Below are 17,805 nucleotides of genomic sequence, written 5' to 3' on the forward strand. Positions count from 1 at the left end.
CAAACGGCCCGTAATGAACCGGGGTCAATTAGGCCTGTTGTTCAAAATCGCGAGCGTGACCATTGGTTTATGGGCCCCGCTCGGCTAGAAGGAACAGCAAGTCCCTCGGATGCTGGCCGGGCGCCTTGGGTTTGCCGCAACATTCCCCCAAGACGTCTCGATGCCGCCCCGGCCGGGTGCTTGAACGCTTTCGAAGCGAGCCTCAAGGGTTCTAGGTGCGCCAGATCATACCACCGCATTGGAAGCAGAGGGTCCGGAATTTCTTCCTGGATCTCGATGCACGCATCGACTCCTCGCTGTTCTCCTCGGCCAAGGGCATCCGCGAGCTCTACGAGCGCTACTCGACCTTCATGGATCGGTTCTATGTCGGGCGCTGGAAGCGCTGGGTGTTCATCGAGCCGCTGTCGGAGGCCGCCACCCTCGGGCTCGGCGGCCTGGTCGTGATGCTCACCCTCGCCATTCCCGCCTTCCGTGAGACCGCGGACGAGGACTGGCTGAAGAAGTCCGATCTCGCAGTGACCTTCCTCGACCGCTACGGCAACCCGATCGGCAGCCGCGGCATCAAGCACAACGACTCGATCCCGCTGGAAGATTTTCCTGACGTGTTGATCAAGGCGACGCTGGCCACCGAGGACCGCCGCTTCTACGAGCATTTCGGCATCGACATCGCCGGCACCGCGCGCGCGCTCGTCACCAACGCGCAAGCCGGCGGCGTCCGCCAGGGCGGCTCCTCGATCACCCAGCAGCTCGCCAAGAACCTGTTCCTGAGCAACGAGCGCACCATCGAGCGCAAGGTCAACGAGGCTTTCCTTGCGGTCTGGCTGGAATGGCGCCTGACCAAGAACGAGATCCTCAAGCTCTATCTGGACCGCGCCTATATGGGCGGCGGCACCTTCGGCGTCGACGGCGCGGCGCATTTCTACTTCAACAAATCCGCGCGCGACGTGACGCTGGCCGAAGCGGCGATGCTCGCCGGCCTGTTCAAGGCGCCGACCAAATACGCCCCCCACATCAACCTGCCCGCCGCCCGCGCCCGCGCCAACGTCGTGCTCGACAACCTGGTCGACGCCGGCTTCATGACCGAGGGCCAGGTGTTCGGCGCCCGCCGCAACCCGGCCTTCGCGGTCGACCGCCGCGACGAGGCGTCGCCGAACTACTATCTCGACTACGCCTTCGACGAGATGCGCAAGCTGGTCGATACCTTCCCGAAGTCGTACACCGAGCGCGTCTTCGTGGTCCGCCTCGCCATCGACACCAACGTGCAGAAGGCCGCGGAAGACGCGATCGAAAACCAGCTGCGCCAGTTCGGCCGCGACTATCATGCGACGCAGGCGGCGACCGTGGTCGCCGATCTCGACGGCGGCATCCGCGCCATGGTCGGCGGCCGCGACTACGGCGCCAGCCAGTTCAATCGCGCCACCGACGCCTACCGCCAGCCCGGCTCCTCGTTCAAGCCTTACGTCTACACCACCGCGCTGTTGAATGGCTTCACGCCGAACTCGATCGTGGTCGACGGCCCGGTCTGCATCGGCAATTGGTGCCCGCAGAACTATGGCCATTCCTATTCCGGCTCGGTGACGCTGACCCAGGCGATCACGCGCTCGATCAACGTGGTGCCGGTGAAGCTGTCGATCGCGATCGGCCAGAAGGAGCAGCCGAAGGCGCCGAACCCGGCCAAGATCGGCCGCGCCAAGATCGTGGAAGTCGCGCGCCGCTTCGGCCTCAAGGCGCCGCTGCCCGACACGCCGTCGCTGCCGATCGGCTCGGACGAAGTCACCGTGCTCGAGCACGCGGTCGCCTACGCGACCTTCCCCAACCGCGGCAAGGCGGTGACGCCGCATTCGGTGCTGGAGGTGCGCACCGGTGCGGGCGACCTCGTCTGGCGCTGGGACCGCGACGGCCCGAAGCCACGGCAGGCGATCCCTGCCTCCGTTGCCGCCGACATGGCGGGCATGATGAGCCACGTCGTCAGCGAAGGCACCGCACGCCGTGCAGCGCTCGACGGCATTCCGACCGCGGGCAAGACCGGCACGACCAACGCGTATCGCGACGCCTGGTTCGTCGGCTACACCGGGAATTTCACCTGCGCGGTCTGGTACGGCAACGACGACTATTCGCCGACCAACCGCATGACCGGCGGCTCGCTGCCGGCGCAAACCTGGCACGACATCATGGTCGCGGCGCATCAGGGCGTCGAGGTCCGGGAAATCCCCGGCATCGGCATGGGCCAGAAGCTGCCGCCGCAGCATGTCGCCAACGCCCAGGCCAACGCGGCGCCGAAGGTGCTGGAGACCAAGCCGGGTCCGCCGCCGGTGCTGACCAAGCGCGGCGCCGACATCCTGGTGCGGGTCGAGAAGCTGCTCGATGACGCGGCCAAGACTGCAAAGAAATCGGCGGATGCCGACGCCATGCCGGCCAAGCCGTCCCCGGCGACGAGCGCGCTCGCCTTCCCGCAGAACTATGCGGAAGAGAACGCCAACGCCTCCGCCCCGCGCAAGAACTGATCGAAACCCGTGCGGCTGATCCTGATCACATTGACGGCCCTTCTGCTCGCCACCGCGGTCGGCTTGGGTGCGACCTGGATGACGACGACGCGCGGCACCGAGATCGGTGCGCTCACCATCGGCGCCTGGACCGCGAGGCCGCGCACCGGCACCGCCGACGTCGATCCCTATTCGCGCGCCACCATCGTGCGCAACGGCGAGCTGCCGATCGGCACCGGCGACGGCGTCGCCTTCACCGCCACCACCGACGACAAGAAGAAGGCGCTCGACGGCCGCTGCGACGTGATCGTCTCCGGCGTGACGCCGCCGGCGCGGTTCTGGACGTTGACGCTCTACGACCGCAAGGGCCACCTCGTCGCCAATTCGCTCGCCCGCTACGGCTTCACCAGCCAGGAGATCGTGCGCCAGTCCGACGGCTCGTTCGAGATCCGCATCGCCTCGCGCTCGCGCGCCGGCAACTGGCTGCCGACCGGCGGCATCGAGCGCTACGCCCTGATGCTGCGCCTCTACGACACCCCCGTCGGCGTCGCGACGCGCACCCAGCGCGACGCGCCGATGCCCAGCATCTCGACGGTGGGCTGCTCATGATCCGCCTCGCCTTCACCATCGTTGCCGGCATCGTGCTGGGCCTCGTCGTCCATCTCGTCAGCGTGCTGGCGCTGCCGCGGATCGCGACGCAGGACGCCTATTCGCGGCTGACGCCGATGACGAAGGTGAACGCCGTCACCCAGCTTCCCCTCGCCGATCCGCAGACCTCGCCGATGCCGTTCATGGACCCGGCCTTCGCGCTCGCGATCTGCCGCTATGATCTGACGAACGGGCCGCTCAAGCTGACCGTGCCGGTGAGCCAGGCCTATACGTCCGTGTCGTTCTACACCCGCAACGAGATCGCCTATTACGCCATCAACGACCGCTCCGCGGGCCGCAAGGTGATCGAGCTCGATCTGATGACGGAAGCGCAGCACAACGAGCTGCCCGAGGACGAAGAGGTCACCGCGGCCGACCGCCTGATCATCGACTCCCCGACCACCACCGGCCTGATCCTGATGAAGGCGCTCGCCCCCGAGCCCGGCCTGATGCCACAGGCGCAGGCGACGCTTCAGGCTGCGACCTGCGCGCCCCAGACCGAGCCGCCGGCGAAGGCAGAGGCGCCGCGCGGACGGCGCTGAGCGCGGTTGTTAAGGCAGCGCCAAACAAAATTTGCGAAAACAACCCCATGCACAGTAGCCAAGCTACTGATGTCTATCGCATTTTCACCCCGGGATTTCGCCACCGCGACGGTGACAGCCCGGTCCGCGCGACGTCTGGTCCGCTTTGACGTGTCGGGCAAACCACCGGCACAATGACAACGTCGAAGGGTATGCGCACGGGATGCGCGCCGCCCGACACCTGATCTGCTCCAGGACGATCGCAGATGCGATGCCGGGCTATCGATCTAGGCGACCCTCGCGACGGGCAATTCGGTGACCCCTGGCACCACCGATTTGATGCGAATGTTGCGGAACTGCACCTTCGAGCCGTCGTGATGGTTTTGTAGCGCGATATGACCGCGAAGAGAGCGTGGCTTCGCGTCGGTGAAATCGTTCACGAGCACGTCGTTCAGCGTCACCTTGATGCGGTTACCGATCGCCTCGATGACGAACGTGTTCCACTGCCACGGACCCTTCTCGATGTCGGTGCGAGTCGGCGCATTGATATTGTAGATCGCACCGGTGCTTCGCAGAGGATCGTTCTCCTTCTTCGCTTCGGAATTGTACCCACGCGGATCGATCTGAATTTCGTAGCTCTGGTCGATTGCCGCCATCCAGTCATTCGGAGTCGAGCTGTTCAAATTGGGCACGCGGATGAAAACGCCGGAATTGTCGGTGCGGCTCGCGTATTGCCATTCGAACTCGAGCACGAAGTCGGAGAAGCTTTCGCGCGTGTACCACAGCAATCCGGGCCCGCCGACGGACTCGAGAATGTCGTACACCTGGAGGAAGCTTCCGGCACCCGACATCTGCCAGTCCGCGAGACTGCCGGCGTAGAGCAGCTTGGAACGTGGCAAAGGCGCCGGCTTCAGGGCCTCGACGACGGCAACGCTGATCTGACGCGCGAGCGCCAGGCCCGTCAAGGACGGATTCGCCGATCCGACCGTGGGGAATAAGGCAGGGCCCGCAACGTAGGCGTTGGAAACATGATGGAAACGTCCCGTCGGGCCCGTGATCGACGTCGCTGGATCATCGCCCATCCACAGCGTCCCCGCTTCGTGATGAGTGTTGCCGAGTTGGTCCTTCGTAGCGGCAAAAGGATCGGCTGGCGGCGCGCTTTGCCAGCCGCCGTTGTACCAGTACTCGACGTCGCCCGCGCTCTTGCCAAGGCGCCCGGCCAGCTCGACCGCGGAGGTGGCGAGCTTGCGCCATGCCGCGTAATCGTTCGGCGTCGGCGCGAACTGGACCCACGCGCGAGCGCTCAAGCCATCGCCTTGAAGCGGATCGGCTCCATTCGTGAGGTTCACAAAGCTCGTCGTGCTGCCCGGTCGCGCCCGTTTGTCGCCATCCATCTCTCCAAGGCCGCGGAAGACGATCGCCACCCAGTCCGGATCCTCGTTCGACAGCAGGTTCCGCAAGAGGTCGATATCGGGCACCATCGTCCACATCGTCGCTTCCGGATTTGATCCCTTCTCGGCCGAGGCGAGCACCTGAAAATGATAGCGCCTTTTGCTTCCGTCGGGGTTCTTGATCTCGCCACGCACGATCGCGCCGCCCTGTTCGAGCGTCGTGGACGCACCGAGCCCGAGCGCGCTGCGCCTGACGCGCACGGTGAGATTGGTGCGCAGATGCGCCATAAAATTGGCACCCATGCTGTACGCGCCACGACTGATCGGAAACGACTCGAGGGCCAGCCGCGTCGATTCGATCGTGCCCGCCGCCAAAACGATCTGACAATCGGGACTGAGATTGACGGGAGCGGAAAGTGATCGAAACTGTCCGTTGTAGGTGAGATCGATGCCGGTGATCCTGCCGCCGTTGTTCTGGAGCCGGATCACATGGCAGCGCGGAACGAGGAAGAAGCGTCGCCTCGAGTTGTCGTTCGAGGTCCAGCGCCTGGCGATGTCGTCGCGGATACTTTCAAGCAGCATGGGTCCGCTGCTGAACTTGTCGAACGAGAACAACCCGGGGCCCGGCGAGTTCGCCTGCACCGCGATCGGAGCTTCTTCGACGATGTCCAAGCTCACCTCAGGCAGGATCGCATTCGTGCCAGCCGCAACCGCTTGCAACTCTGCATTGATCGCCGTGTTGAGCGGGCCCGACAGATAATCGGCCTTGTCCTGCACGCCGATCTCGCGTTCCACGTCAGGGTAGTTCGTGTTCAGAAAATCGCGCGCGTCTTTGGGCCATGCATCGAGGTCGGCCGGCATCAGCCGCGGCGACCAGCCTCCCCAGAACAGCGAGCGGCCTCCCGGACAGTAGGCAAGCCCGGTGAATGGCTCGTTGCTGTGCCAGGGAATGCCCCAGACACCGTTGCGCGTGCCCGGATCCAGGTCATTGCGCGTGACCAGCGCGGTATCCGGCGCATTCAAGCCGAGATGCGGCAGGTTTTGCAGGTGCGTCGGGGCAAGATATCCTCCCGCGTCGAGCAGGAGCACACGCAGATTCTGGTCGGCGCCGGCGCGATAGATCTTGCTCGCGGCATACGCGCCGAACATGCCTGCGCCGATGACGACGACATCGAAAGGCCTGCCGCCATTATTCACCGCTTCGTCGTATGTGCTGCACACGTATCTGCCGAGCAGATCACGCGTGAACTCGGTGTCCTGGATGTCGACCGGAACGGAGGGATCATTTCGCAGAAAGGTCAGCATCGGAGAGCTCCTTTCGAGGCGTTAAGGCTGCAGCGCGACGTCCGGTCGGGCGCGCGAGGTTCAATCGGGACGACGCCAGAGGACCTTCTTCTCAAAGGCAAACGAGAGTCGCCGAAAAAATCTGCTCCGCCGGTGCTGCGATCGGAAACTTAGGAGCAACCTGTGGCCGATTGTATGATCCGGTTCACACGGCGAGGCCGAACTTCCGCGCGGTCGCCGCGTGGACAGCGCACGAAAGCCGCGATCATACTTGAGACGAAGGCACCAAAGGATAGACAATCGCATATGGAGCGATTTCGCCTCCGTCGCACCTCGCCCTGCGCGCGCGGCGCGCCCAACCATTTCCGCGAATAGCGGCGGCCTGCAAGCTGGCGCAAACGTTCAAAGTCAGTTCAGCCGGGACCTTAACGTTCGCTCTCAGAACTCCAACCTGTCACGCATGGCCTCGATCCCCGCTTTCGCGCACGCTTCGTCTGCGTCACCACCCGGAGCGCCGGAGACGCCGACCGCGCCGACCAACGAGCCGCCCGCTTCGATGATCAGTCCTCCTCCGATGATGACCGTACCGGGCAGATGACGAATGCCCGCCTGCATCATGCCGGGCTGGCTGATCGCATTCAGATCGGTGGTGCTTGTCTTGAACGACACGGCGGTCCACGCTTTGCCGGATGCGGTCAACGGCGTGTGCGGTCCCGCAAAGCGATCGCGCAGCACCACTTGCGTGACGCCGAAGCGATCGACGACGGCGACCGCGACCTGATATCCGCGGCCACGGCAGCTGTCCAATGCGGCGCGCGCGAGGTCGAACGCCAGCTCCGGGCTCAGCGATTTGTAGGTAACGAGAGCTTCTTCCGCCCGCCCTGGGCGGATGGACGCGGCCAGCAGGACGATCGCAACCGCCAGACATCGAACAGACATCACAATCTCCAGGGCAACGCCTATTTGGCCTCACCATATGTCAGATCATCGAACAAGGTCACGCTATCCGCCTTGGTCCACAAGCCAATCATGCCGGCGTTCGAAATGGTGGTGTCCTCCACCTCGAATAACCTCTTTCCATCATAGGTCACCTTGAACCGGCTTGCTGCGAAATCGCAGCGCAGTGTGTGCCATTGCCCGGATGCCACGGCCGTGTTGACGCCGTAGCCTCCCTTCCGGCCGACAATCTCCAGCGAGGTTCGAACGCCCTTGATGGTCTTGTAGAGCACGACATTGTCTTCCAGCGCGTTGGCCCGGACGACGTAGTAATTCTCGGCATCCCTCGCTCGCCAGATGATCCCCGCGGCGCGATCCTCAGACCCGGCGACGGCCTTGAATTTGACCTCGACGAATCCGTCACGAATGGCGGTACCGTTCTTGATGGCCACCGGAAAGGTCGCCCGTCCGGATTGCTTGAGGACGTTCGGCTGGCTTGGCGCCGTAGGTTCGGCCTCCACGGTCCATTTCGGTTCTCCCTTTCCGGTCATCCCGAGATTCCATCCTTGCGGCGACAGCCCGGCAGCAGCGTCGTCAAAATTCACGGTCTCGGCCATGGCGTTTCCTCCCAATATCAAAGTCAGAATCGATGCCAGGACAAGCGGCATCCATGCAGAAGATCGGGACGGGCAGGTTGCGGCTATGCACATGATCGATCGTCCTATCATCAGCATTTCAGTCCATCAGGTACGGCTTGGCATTCCCGCTCAGCCCTCATCACAGAGGACCAGAAGGCCCCCATGGGCGGGTGAGATTGCGTAAAGCCGGTTCGGTGCGACGATGGCCGTGGTGTGAGCGCCGGCGCCCGTTGGCGTCTGGAGTCGATCGCCCGTCCGCGGATTGATCGTGTCAATCACACCGGGCTCACCGATCGCCACGTGAACGCGGGCAGTGGCTGGATTGAAGAACGTCACATCGGGCGGACCCGCGATCGACCAGACATTCGTGACCTTGCCGGAGGTGCTGTCGACCTCAACCAGGTCGCCGTCGTCGCAGGCGGCGTAAAGCCGATCGCGCGCGTGATCAATGTCCAGTCCGTGCGCGCCGCCGGACGGCAGCGGCCAGTGCACGATCTCTCCGAGATCCGGCAGCCGGGCGGTCAGAATCATCGAAGGCTCGCGAATGCAGACGAAGATCCTCTCCCCATCTGCATCGGTGACGCACCAGCGCGGCCGCCCCGGCAGGTCGATCGCGCGCTGAGTGATGTGCTTCAGGTCGATGACCTGCAGCGTTGGCCCTTGTCGCCCATCGCCGATACAGGCGACGATGCCGATCCCCCTCCGCTTCACGATCGCCGCTCCATTCGGACGTGGTCCGGACGGGAACACTCCCTTGATGTCGTAGGTCGCAGCGTCCAGCCAGGTGACCGTCGCGGCGCCGCGATTGGTCGTGAGGATTTCGCCGTCATCGGCCACCGCTCCGGCAACCGCGGGGAAACCAGGCAGCGTCGCGATGTGCGCCTGGCGATCGTGATCGATCACCTCGAGGCAATCGCGCGCCGTATGCGCAATGAAGACCCGCCGCGTCCTCGGATCGAACGCGGCATGATCGAAATCGCTGTGCAGGCCGTTCGGGATGGCGATGACGCCCAGGCTCGGCAGTGACATGATGCCCTCGTGGATCAGCGGGAGGAGAAGGGCAGCGTCGACACGATCAGCGAGAGCCCAGCGAACAGCAGCAGGGTCAGAACGGCCTTGCGGAAGGTCTCGTCGTCGATCTTGCCGAACAGTCTGAAACCGGACCAAAGGCCGGCGACCATGAAGGGAACACCCAGCGCATATAGTGTCAGTGTTTCTCTGGTGATGGTGCCGGCCGCCGCCTGCGACAGGGAGATGACGAGGAAGGCAACGAACAACACCGGCTGAAAGACGGCCCGCTGCACATCCTTCGGCCAACCTCGCCACTGGCACGATATGGTGGAGATGATGCCGCCAAGCCCGGTCAGCCCGCCAAGCATCCCATTCGAGATGCCGATCACGACGTCTGCTCCGGGGCTGATTTTCATGGGCACGAACACCGGGCGCGCCAGACCATAGATCGCGTATATCATCAACAGCATCCCGACGCCGAACCGGAGATAGGCAGGATCGAGATAGGCGAGGATTGCAACGCCTATCGGAATGCCGATGACGGTTCCCAGCGCGAGCGGCCAGGCCTTGCGCAGATCCAGCACATGTCGCAGCTTGTACATGCCGTAGCCCTGGGTGAGCAGACCGTATCCGCCGATCAGAGTGGCGGTCTGGATCGGCGTGATGATGTGCAGCCAGACACCGGAAACCACCAGACCCATCGCAAAGCCCGAGAAGCCGCTGACGAAACCGCCGGCAAGGGCGGCAAGAGCAAAGATAGTGAAGACAAGTCCATCCATAGGATCGTTTCCCCTCAACGAAGTGGCGAGCGCTTGGATGGGATTCCATCTCACGGGGAGGCCGCGGCACCCCCGAAGTCTAGCTGTTATGTCGGGTGCTTCCGGGCCTTACCTCCCATCACCGCGATACGCCGGCTGCAAAATGCCGTCGAGCGCGCCACCCAAGCCCGTCGGCGTCAACTCGATCCGTTCGCCGCGCAGCGTCACCCGATAGCAGCCATCGTCCCTCTCTCCGAGGTCGAGGCAGAGTTCGTCCTTGTCGACATGCCATTTGCCGATCTTCTTCACACCCATTGCATAGCTTTGAAGCGCACCATCCCGGTCGAAGACGAAGCGGTAGTGGACTTCGTCGGTGAGTTGCTTGTCCATGAAGCTCGCGCGAATCTGCGTACCGGTCAGGATTTGGTGCGTCTTGGCTGCGGCGCCGCCCGCATCGAACGCGATCAGGGCGCCGACGCCGGCAGCGAGTGCCGCGACGAAGCAAGCCGCCGCCCGCGAGGATCTCGGCTCCATGGCCCTCACCTCTTGCACGATTTGCGACAGATCTGATACTCGGTCTTGCAGGCCGGGCCGGCGTAGTTCTTCATGCATGCTTTTTGCTGTTCGACGCATATCTTGCAGGATGTTTGGGCCTGCGCCGTCGCGTTCGTAACCAGGAGAGCGGCCAGCATCCATAAACCAAGAGCCACATATCGCATTCGAGTTTTCCTTTCCCTGCCGTCGTTTCATCGATTGGCTCGGTGGACCATGACCATCGCATCCAGCGTCTTCTCATCGCCGCTGCCGCGCATTTTGATGCTCGCGCCCGACATCCAGACCTCGCTGCAGACCGGTGACGTGATGCCGGATTGCGTCATGCAGAGCCTGTCATCGCGGATTTTCCAGCTCCCGGTCCAGGACTCTCCGGACTCGGAACCGATGATCGTTCCGTCCGGTCGCAGATACAGCGACCAGTGCGCACCATCGGTGATGTCTTTGCCCACGACACGCGCGCGAATTTGTTTGCCGTCAAGCATCCGAAGCTGATCTCCTGCGCGCGCGTCGATCGTAACGGCCAGCACGGCCAGACAAGCGATCATGCGCAAAGCATTGCGTGAAGCGCGCTTCATGGCTGCATGCCTTCGCAAGCCCGCTGCACGACACTCCGATCGACCGCTGCCATGAAGCTATCCGCATAGCCGCCGACCTCGGCACGATGCCTGGCGGTTCGGCAGAGGCCATGGACGCGTTGGTCCCATCGCCGACAGCGAGGTCCTGACGCGCGCGAGACCAATCGAGAAGCCTGCAGATGGGATGGGAAAACGTCAGACATGCAGCGTCCTTGTCGAGATTGGGACGCGATTCTTGGGCATGTCGCCTCACGGGGAGACCGCTTCCCCGTATGGCGATTATTGCGCAATGGACGGATTTGTCAAATCGCAGCCTTCGCTGCCATAGGGTGACGAACTGGAGCTGCGGGACATTGAAATCATTGGGCTGGCGCTCCTCGGTCGGATGCACCCATTTGTAGGACGTGATGCTTTGCGCGGCCGTCAGCTTGACCATGTGGACAGGCGGCGCGGAACGTCCCATCGACGCGACCGCCACGTGAGAGACGCTTCCAGATCGACGTAGCCTTGAAACGTAGCCTTGGAACAAGTCGCCGGCCCATGCAGTTTCCTCAACCGGAGAGGAAACCCAGATGAAAACAGCAACGCTTACATTAGCAATCTTACTCGCCTGCTCGACCGGCTATGCCTCGGCCCACAGCGCCAAACGCCATCACCACCACGGCTGGTTCAATTCAATGAACATGATGCACGGCCCCGGCCGGACCGCGGCCCGGACCGACCCGAATGGGACAGCCGGCGGCCCGACGAGCGTCAGTGGCACCGGCCCGTCAAAGTTCGGGGGACAAATCCCCGGAGCCAGCGGCGCGGCACGGCAGTAGTTCTGCGATTGACGCCGCGCTCCGCTGTGGCGCTAAAGACCGAGACGTATGCTAAAGCGCGATGCGGTCTAGGGCGCGGAGTCATAGCGCGCGGACAGCCATAAGCGGATGCGAGTTGGACGAAGGCAAGGTAGTTTCCCTCGAGCCTGTCGTGGCGTGTCGCCACTCGACGGCATTGCTTGATGCTGTTGAAGAACCGTTCGACGCGCCTTTCTTCATGGCAAGCTCCCTGATCCGGTCGGCAAGCAGCATTGCCGCGAGCTTTCGGCAACGGAGGCCGCCTCGAGCAGCGGCTTCTTCGTTCGGAGCCTCGCGTCTAGCCGATCAGCGAGGCGGCGGTACACGATTCAGTGAAGGTCCGCTTCGCGGCGCTGAGCCGACTTACTTTGCGCGTGCTGAGTTCTTCGCATTTTGACCCTGAGCGGACTTCCGCTGCGATCCTCTTTGTTAGGAATTGGTGATAGCCTCTAGAGGCTAACGAGCCGGGCTAGTTGGAGGTTGTAGAATGTTAAGCGTGATGCGAAATGCGGCTGTAGGAGCGTTCATATACGAGTTTTTATTCGACGTTTATCGTCTGATGGAAGCGGAGCGGGGACATAATCTGTGGCTCCCTGACGAAGATGGCCTGCTGCGTGAAGCCTTCTGCCACAACTCCACGAGCTGCTGGGAGTGGAGCACTTCCGTCTTGGAAGAGGCCGGCGTCACAGACGCTCCGATCGCCTCCGCCCGTTCTCAAGTTCATTGAGCCTGATCTCAACATGAGGAGTGCGTATAGCTATCCCTTGATGACCTTGGACGAGTGTCACGCCGCCGACTTTTCAGCGTTCGAGACCTTCGACAATTATTGCTACGCAATGTTCGCCTTCTGGCAGCTGGTCGGCCAAATGTCGGGGCGCGACGATGCCGTCAATCTCGCCGTTCTGTCTCCCCGCTTCTTGGAAGCGGTAGCTACCAAGGATGATATCTTCGTCTTCGAGGGCGTCTATCGCGTGAGAATTAGAGAGGATCGCTTCGAGCAAAAGGTGATGATGCGTTGGCGCGAGATGGATCTCCGCGTTTTTCGACGCACGGAACCCGCGTGAGGTATTGCGCCTTCCTACGGCGTCAGTTCCGCTTGTGGCCCTCAGCTGTACAACGAAAGGGCCATGTCGGCTGTCTGCGGGAAACCGGACGTCGTACGCAAGGCGATCACTGTGAATCCGCCGGAATCTTGCCTGTCGAAACGAGGACGTAAATTCGTCTGCCGGCAAGTGTGATCGTGCCGATCACCGTCCCCTCGGTGACAACCTGTGACAACGTCACGTAGCCTTCGGCGATGGGAAAGTAGAGCGCCTTGAATGTCGACAGCACTCCGTTGGCTCTGAGTTGCGCAAAGCCTTCTGCCAGCATCTCCTCGAGGTATCTCAGCAGCCACGACCGCGCGTATGCGTCGATATTCAGCTGGGCCCGAAATCGTCGCAGTAGCGCGACGCGAGGCGAGAAGAAGCGGTGGACCAGTTCATGCAGCAGGGTTTCTTTCGCAGAAGCGGCTGACTGCTGCAGGGATATCTTGATATTCCCATACGCGTCCGTTGACCCCAACGCATTGTTTGGAAGCGTTGGTTCAGACGTGGTCGATGGAGGCGTTCCGGGCGGTGGCGGAGCTCCGACCCTCGCTGGTGCGGCGTAGCGGGCTCGGGCGGCCTTTATCGGCTTGCGAAGCAGCAGGGCCTGGATAGTCGCTATTCCGAGAACGACGACGGCGCGGGCGAAGTGCTGGCCGGCCTTGTTGAGATCTTCATTCGTGCTCGCATCGACCGCGGTTTCGACGAAGTCAATCAACGCGCCCGCGCCCGAGAATATGGAAAAGCCCACCGACAGGACGCCAACGCCGAGCAGGATCAAATCGATGACCTCTCCGATCCCGAAGGCATGCGACGCAGCCCAGACCAGGAGTGTGCCCACCATGATCGTGAGCGACTTGGGTTCCAGCAAGGCCTGGCCGACAGACTGGAGATCCGGCGGCAGATATTTCAGGGAATGTTCTATTCCTGCCGATAGCTTCTCAGCTTTCGACATGCGTACGACCGGGTCCGTCGCGACCGGGGGGCTCGAGAAGTCGAACTGGTAGCCAGACCGAGACGCCAAGAATAAAGCCTGTTTGGCAACCGCGTGGTTTATGCCGCGCAGGCGGCCCTCGGCGTAGACCGCCTGTGTCCATTCCCTAGGAATCATCCCCGTGAAACACGGAACGTTTTGCTTGATCCACTGGAGCACGTCCAACGAGCTATAGATGTTGCCCCTGAAGTCTGTGAAAGGAACTGGCATCCCATTACCCGGGTGATTTTTCCTGCGCAGGCGTTCATACCATCAAGCGTGATCGAAAGACTCCGAATGACCTTGGCGCGAGATCGAGGACAGCTTGATTTTTCCTTTAGATGAGCACACGGGCAGTTTCGCCTTACGGCGCCTCGCGAGCCTCGCGAAGGGTCGTCGTCAAGCCGCAATGCAGGCGCAGATGCAGTGATCACCGCCTCAGTCGGGACGAAATGGCTGATGGTTGATCCCACCGCTGCCAGCCTTGAGGTTGGTTTCTCCGGCGCAACCACGGGCTAAGCCGACCAGTGACTTTCGTTGTTGGCCCTTCCCGGAAGTCCGATAACGTCCGCTTTCGCGCCGCTGCTGGGGGACAAGCGGACAGGTGCGCCAGCTCCTAGTGGTAGGTTTTATGAGTACGCACCCCAGATGAATCGTCATCGCGCGGGCGGTTGTCGTTTGCGCATGATCGTTTCCGGAAAACCGCTTCGCACTTTTCCGCATCATGCTTTAGTGGATGATCTGGCCGAGGAAATCCCTCGCCCGTTCCGTCCTCGGCGCGCGGAAGAAGGTTTCGGGATCGGCTTCCTCGACGATCGCGCCGCGATCCATGAACAGCACCCGGTCCGCGATCTCGCGGGCAAAGCCCATCTCGTGGGTGACGCAGACCATGGTCATGCCGTCTCTTGCAAGCTCCACCAGGGTGTCGAGCACCTCCTTGACCATCTCCGGGTCGAGCGCGGAGGTCGGCTCGTCGAACAGCATGATCTTCGGCTGCATGCACAGCGCCCGCGCGATGGCAACGCGCTGCTGCTGGCCGCCGGAGAGCTGCCCCGGATATTTGTGCGCCTGGTCATGGATGCGCACCTTGCGGAGCAGACCGATCGCACGCTCGTGCGCCTCGGCGCGGGACAGGCCCCGCACCTTCATCGGCGCCAGCATGCAATTCTCGACGACCGAGAGATGCGGAAACAGGTTGAAGCTCTGGAACACCATACCGACCTCGCGTCGGACGCCGTTGATGTTATCCATCCGGTTCGTCAGTTCGACGCCGTCGACGACGATCCGCCCCGCATCGTGCTTCTCGATGTGATTGATGCAGCGGATCAGCGTCGACTTGCCGGAGCCCGAAGGACCGCACAGCACGATCTTCTCGCCGGCCGCGACCGTGAGGTTGACATCATTCAGCGCCGTGAAATGGCCGAACCGCTTCACCAGATTTTCCACGGTGACGATGGACGCATTCTCCGCAGCGAGCTGAAGCATTTTTCCTCTCCAAAGACCGGGATGACCACGCGCAGCGCTAGCGGCGCATTCCCGCGATCGCATAGCGCTTGCGTAAGGATGCCACGCATTGCGATGCTGCCGAGCTGATCGCGAGATAGACCACCGCAATGACCAGATACATCTCGACGAGACGGCCGTTGAGCTGCGCCAGCTTCGAGGCTGCGCCGAGCAGATCGGTGAGCGATAGCACGTAGACCAGCGACGTGTCCTGGAACAGGATGATGGTCTGGCTCAGGATGATCGGGCTGGCGACGCGGAGCACCTGCGGCAGGATCACGGAGCGATAGGTATCGAAGGTGGAGAGTGCGAGCGCTTGACAGGCCTCGAACTGCCCCCGGTTTACCGCGCGCAATCCGACGCGGATGATCTCCGAATAATAGGCGGCCTCGAACAGGCCAAAGGTGATGAACGCCGTCCAGGTGGCGCCAATCGGGACCGGCCGCCCGTTGCCGCCGAGATGGCCGAGCACGATCGGCACCAGGAAGAAGAACCAGAACAGGACCAGGATCAGCGGGATCGAGCGCATCAGGGCGACATAGCCACGCACGATCTTGCCGAGCACGGGCACTTCGAAGTGCTGCACCAGGGCCAGGCAGGTGCCGAGCACCAGGCCGACCACGAAGGCGACCGCGGTCAGCGCCAGCGAAAACAGCAGGCCCGACCACAGGTAAGGCCACGCCTGAAGGACAACGGAGAAATCGAGGCTGTTCATTTCACGACCTCCATTGCGTCAGGCAGGGAGCCAATCGGCTGGGTGGCGTGCGTCGCGGCCGGCTTGACGGCAGCGTCCGCACGGTCAGTGCCCGGAATGCGCACGGCCCTGTCGATCAGCGCCATCCCTTGATAGGCAATGAGCGCCAGCGCGAGGTAGACGAGTGTCGCGGCGCCGAAGGCGGTGAACGTCTGGAATGTCGCTTCGCTGATCTGACGGGCCTGCGCGGTCAGCTCCATCACCCCGATCGTGAGCGCGACCGAGGTGTTCTTGTAGATGCCCATCACCTCGCTGGTCAGGCTCGGGATGATCAGGCGCAGCGCCTGCGGCACGATGATATGGCGATAGGTCAGATAGCCGCCGAGCCCGAGCGCGCTTGCCGCCTCGACCTGTCCCTTCGGCAGCGCCTCGATCCCGGCACGAACCTGTTCGGCGATCCGGGCGGCGGTGTAGAGACCGAGGCACACCAGCGCCGGAAAGAACGATCCCCAGGGCGGCGGGACCTGCTTGATGGCATTGCCGAGCGCGGCAGGAAGGATCTCCGGCAGGACGAAATACCAGAGAAACATCTGCACCAGCACGGGGATGTTGCGGAAGATCTCGACATACAGGCGGGCAAGCGCCGCGACGGCCCGGTTCTGCACGGTGCGGCCGATGCCAACGATCAACCCGACCGCGAAGGCAATCCACCAGCCGAAGAACGCCAGCGCCAGGGTCCAGCCGAGGCCCGACACGAGCCAGTCGATATAGCGCTGGCCATCCGCGGTCTGTTCAAGAAGCACTGCAAACATGGCGAACCTCAGGGCTCGGTTTGCGGGACAGTCTTCGCCTTGGCGCGAAGTGGATTGTTGTTTTGACGCTTGACGCGAACCGGAATCCACCTCGCTCGAAAATGCTCTAATCGACCGCGTCGCTGGGATGCGCGATCCGCTCCGTGAGCTCGACCGTCAGCGGGAATGCCAGGTTCTCGTTCTTGGGCGGAATCGGCCGGGTGAACCATTTGGCGTAGGTCTTCTCGAACTGGCCCGACGCCATCTGCTTCGACAGAACGTCGTCGACCAGCGCCTTGAAGCCGGTATCGCCCTTCGTGAACATCAGGCCATAATAGATCTTGGCGTAACCCTCTGGGAGAAAAATCAGCGCATCCGGATTCGGAGCTGCGGCCTTGAGGCCCGCGAGGAGAATATCGTCTTCCATGAAGGCGGCCGCGCGGCCTGTATTCAGCATCAGGAAGGATTCGGCATGGTCCTTGGCCTGCACAATGTTGAAGCCGAGCTGCTCCTTCGAGTTCACGCCTTGCGCGAATCCGACGGCATTGGAGCCCTGGGTGACGACGATGGTCTTGCCCTTGAGATCGCCGGCGGTCTTGAGGCCGCTGTCCGCCTTGACCAGCCAGCGCGGCTGGCTGACGAAGGTGGCGACGGAAAACGAGACCTGCTCCTGCCGCTTCCTGTCATTCGCGGTGCCACCGCACTCGATATCGACGGTGCCGCTCTGGATCAGCGGGATGCGGTTGGACGAGTTCACCGGGACGTAATTCACCTTGAGATTGGGCATGCCGGTCTCCGCCTTGATGCGCTCGACGATGGCGGCGCAGAGGTCGAGCGAAAAGCCGATCGGCTTCTGGTCAGGACCGAGATAGGAGAACGGTATCGAGGCCTCGCGGTGGCCGATGGTGATGGCGCCGTTCGACTTGATCCTGGCGAGCGTGGGGCTATCAGCGGCAGCCGAGGGTCCGGTAACGGTGCCGAGGACCGCGAGGCCGGACAGAATGCTCAAGACACGCGCAAAATTGGTCATGTACGTCTCCTTGATGGACAGCCTGAAGCGCGCCGAGATTGCGATGAATTGTCATCGCGCTTCAGGTTGTTGTTTACGCACGATCCTTCC

17 protein-coding genes and 1 pseudogene are annotated in these 17,805 nt (G+C 62.6%); 5 read left to right on the plus strand and 13 right to left on the minus strand.

Annotated elements, in window-relative coordinates; genetic code table 11:
- The first annotated feature begins 215 nt into the window (after positions 1-215).
- From P6U31_RS24195 to P6U31_RS24205, 3 genes are read left to right on the plus strand one after another with little or no spacing between them, the layout of a single operon-like run.
- Positions 216-2,504 carry a transglycosylase domain-containing protein gene (locus tag P6U31_RS24195; RefSeq protein ID WP_407184278.1) on the plus strand — a complete coding sequence of 763 codons (2,289 nt, stop codon included), beginning with the start codon at positions 216-218 and terminating at the stop codon, positions 2,502-2,504.
- Between the two features lie 9 nt (positions 2,505-2,513).
- Positions 2,514-3,092 carry a DUF1214 domain-containing protein gene (locus P6U31_RS24200; RefSeq protein WP_128924701.1) on the plus strand — a complete coding sequence of 193 codons (579 nt, stop codon included), beginning with the start codon at positions 2,514-2,516 and terminating at the stop codon, positions 3,090-3,092.
- The gene (locus P6U31_RS24205) at positions 3,089-3,673 is read left to right on the plus strand and encodes a DUF1254 domain-containing protein (protein WP_407184279.1); all 585 of its coding nucleotides are present in this window, start codon (positions 3,089-3,091) and stop codon (positions 3,671-3,673) included. Before P6U31_RS24200 ends, P6U31_RS24205 begins: the two co-directional genes overlap by 4 nt.
- Positions 3,674-3,939: 266 nt before the next feature.
- Here the strand turns inward: P6U31_RS24205 and P6U31_RS24210 are convergent, their stop codons facing one another.
- From P6U31_RS24210 to P6U31_RS24245, 8 genes and pseudogenes are all read right to left on the minus strand, one after another.
- The gene (locus P6U31_RS24210; protein WP_407184280.1) at positions 3,940-6,132 is read right to left on the minus strand and encodes a family 16 glycoside hydrolase; all 2,193 of its coding nucleotides are present in this window, start codon (positions 6,130-6,132) and stop codon (positions 3,940-3,942) included.
- A 633-nt stretch (positions 6,133-6,765) separates the two neighbouring features.
- Complete coding sequence (locus P6U31_RS24215) at positions 6,766-7,266, minus strand: GlcG/HbpS family heme-binding protein (protein WP_407189933.1); 501 nt, start codon at positions 7,264-7,266, stop codon at positions 6,766-6,768.
- Between the two features lie 20 nt (positions 7,267-7,286).
- Positions 7,287-7,880 carry a hypothetical protein gene (locus tag P6U31_RS24220; RefSeq protein ID WP_407184281.1) on the minus strand — a complete coding sequence of 198 codons (594 nt, stop codon included), beginning with the start codon at positions 7,878-7,880 and terminating at the stop codon, positions 7,287-7,289.
- 150 nt (positions 7,881-8,030) lie between these two features.
- Entirely contained in the window at positions 8,031-8,930 is a 900-nt protein-coding gene (locus P6U31_RS24225) for a YncE family protein (RefSeq protein WP_407184282.1), read from the minus strand.
- Positions 8,931-8,944: 14 nt separating this feature from the next.
- Positions 8,945-9,691, minus strand: a complete 747-nt coding sequence (locus tag P6U31_RS24230; protein WP_407184283.1) for a TSUP family transporter — start codon at positions 9,689-9,691, stop codon at positions 8,945-8,947.
- Between the two features lie 108 nt (positions 9,692-9,799).
- Positions 9,800-10,420 carry a hypothetical protein gene (locus P6U31_RS24235; RefSeq protein WP_407184284.1) on the minus strand — a complete coding sequence of 207 codons (621 nt, stop codon included), beginning with the start codon at positions 10,418-10,420 and terminating at the stop codon, positions 9,800-9,802.
- Positions 10,417-10,800, minus strand: a complete 384-nt coding sequence (locus P6U31_RS24240; RefSeq protein ID WP_407184285.1) for a hypothetical protein — start codon at positions 10,798-10,800, stop codon at positions 10,417-10,419. Before P6U31_RS24240 ends, P6U31_RS24235 begins: the two co-directional genes overlap by 4 nt.
- Positions 10,801-11,689: 889 nt before the next feature.
- Positions 11,690-11,829: pseudogene (locus P6U31_RS24245) on the minus strand (IS5/IS1182 family transposase); the annotation flags it as partial.
- A 297-nt stretch (positions 11,830-12,126) separates the two neighbouring features.
- Between P6U31_RS24245 and P6U31_RS24250 the strand changes: the two are divergent.
- Positions 12,127-12,366 (plus strand): hypothetical protein, encoded by a 240-nt coding sequence (locus tag P6U31_RS24250; RefSeq protein ID WP_407184286.1) that lies wholly within the window; start codon positions 12,127-12,129, stop codon positions 12,364-12,366.
- Between the two features lie 40 nt (positions 12,367-12,406).
- Entirely contained in the window at positions 12,407-12,703 is a 297-nt protein-coding gene (locus tag P6U31_RS24255; protein ID WP_407184287.1) for a hypothetical protein, read from the plus strand.
- Positions 12,704-12,809: 106 nt separating this feature from the next.
- Here P6U31_RS24255 and P6U31_RS24260 read toward each other — a convergent pair whose 3' ends face one another.
- The 5 genes from P6U31_RS24260 to P6U31_RS24280 all read right to left on the minus strand — a co-directional run bounded on the left by P6U31_RS24260 (position 12,810) and on the right by P6U31_RS24280 (position 17,715).
- The gene (locus P6U31_RS24260; protein WP_407184288.1) at positions 12,810-13,928 is read right to left on the minus strand and encodes a hypothetical protein; all 1,119 of its coding nucleotides are present in this window, start codon (positions 13,926-13,928) and stop codon (positions 12,810-12,812) included.
- A gap of 498 nt (positions 13,929-14,426) precedes the next feature.
- Positions 14,427-15,182 (minus strand): amino acid ABC transporter ATP-binding protein, encoded by a 756-nt coding sequence (locus P6U31_RS24265; protein WP_407184289.1) that lies wholly within the window; start codon positions 15,180-15,182, stop codon positions 14,427-14,429.
- 37 nt (positions 15,183-15,219) lie between these two features.
- Positions 15,220-15,915, minus strand: coding sequence for an amino acid ABC transporter permease (locus P6U31_RS24270; RefSeq protein WP_407184290.1), 696 nt, complete (start codon positions 15,913-15,915; stop codon positions 15,220-15,222).
- Complete coding sequence (locus P6U31_RS24275; protein WP_407184291.1) at positions 15,912-16,706, minus strand: amino acid ABC transporter permease; 795 nt, start codon at positions 16,704-16,706, stop codon at positions 15,912-15,914. Before P6U31_RS24275 ends, P6U31_RS24270 begins: the two co-directional genes overlap by 4 nt.
- 106 nt (positions 16,707-16,812) lie before the next feature.
- Positions 16,813-17,715 carry an amino acid ABC transporter substrate-binding protein gene (locus P6U31_RS24280; protein ID WP_407184292.1) on the minus strand — a complete coding sequence of 301 codons (903 nt, stop codon included), beginning with the start codon at positions 17,713-17,715 and terminating at the stop codon, positions 16,813-16,815.
- Positions 17,716-17,805 lie beyond the last annotated feature (90 nt).

Origin of the sequence: Bradyrhizobium centrosematis, from assembly GCF_045571495.1 — a bacterium.
In the GTDB taxonomy this organism is placed as follows: domain Bacteria; phylum Pseudomonadota; class Alphaproteobacteria; order Rhizobiales; family Xanthobacteraceae; genus Bradyrhizobium; species Bradyrhizobium centrosematis.

Bases quoted from the DNA above. Each gene is read 5' to 3' on its own strand.
- P6U31_RS24230 (WP_407184283.1), bottom strand. From the start codon at position 9,691: ATGGATGGACTTGTCTTCACTATCTTTGCTCTTGCCGCCCTTGCCGGC.
- P6U31_RS24215 (WP_407189933.1), bottom strand. From the start codon at position 7,266: ATGTCTGTTCGATGTCTGGCGGTTGCGATCGTCCTGCTGGCCGCGTCC.
- P6U31_RS24265 (WP_407184289.1), bottom strand. From the start codon at position 15,182: ATGCTTCAGCTCGCTGCGGAGAATGCGTCCATCGTCACCGTGGAAAAT.
- P6U31_RS24250 (WP_407184286.1), top strand. From the start codon at position 12,127: ATGTTAAGCGTGATGCGAAATGCGGCTGTAGGAGCGTTCATATACGAG.
- P6U31_RS24280 (WP_407184292.1), bottom strand. From the start codon at position 17,715: ATGACCAATTTTGCGCGTGTCTTGAGCATTCTGTCCGGCCTCGCGGTC.
- P6U31_RS24240 (WP_407184285.1), bottom strand. From the start codon at position 10,800: ATGAAGCGCGCTTCACGCAATGCTTTGCGCATGATCGCTTGTCTGGCC.
- P6U31_RS24235 (WP_407184284.1), bottom strand. From the start codon at position 10,420: ATGAAACGACGGCAGGGAAAGGAAAACTCGAATGCGATATGTGGCTCT.
- P6U31_RS24275 (WP_407184291.1), bottom strand. From the start codon at position 16,706: ATGTTTGCAGTGCTTCTTGAACAGACCGCGGATGGCCAGCGCTATATC.
- P6U31_RS24220 (WP_407184281.1), bottom strand. From the start codon at position 7,880: ATGGCCGAGACCGTGAATTTTGACGACGCTGCTGCCGGGCTGTCGCCG.
- P6U31_RS24205 (WP_407184279.1), top strand. From the start codon at position 3,089: ATGATCCGCCTCGCCTTCACCATCGTTGCCGGCATCGTGCTGGGCCTC.
- P6U31_RS24270 (WP_407184290.1), bottom strand. From the start codon at position 15,915: ATGAACAGCCTCGATTTCTCCGTTGTCCTTCAGGCGTGGCCTTACCTG.
- P6U31_RS24260 (WP_407184288.1), bottom strand. From the start codon at position 13,928: ATGCCAGTTCCTTTCACAGACTTCAGGGGCAACATCTATAGCTCGTTG.
- P6U31_RS24255 (WP_407184287.1), top strand. From the start codon at position 12,407: ATGACCTTGGACGAGTGTCACGCCGCCGACTTTTCAGCGTTCGAGACC.
- P6U31_RS24225 (WP_407184282.1), bottom strand. From the start codon at position 8,930: ATGTCACTGCCGAGCCTGGGCGTCATCGCCATCCCGAACGGCCTGCAC.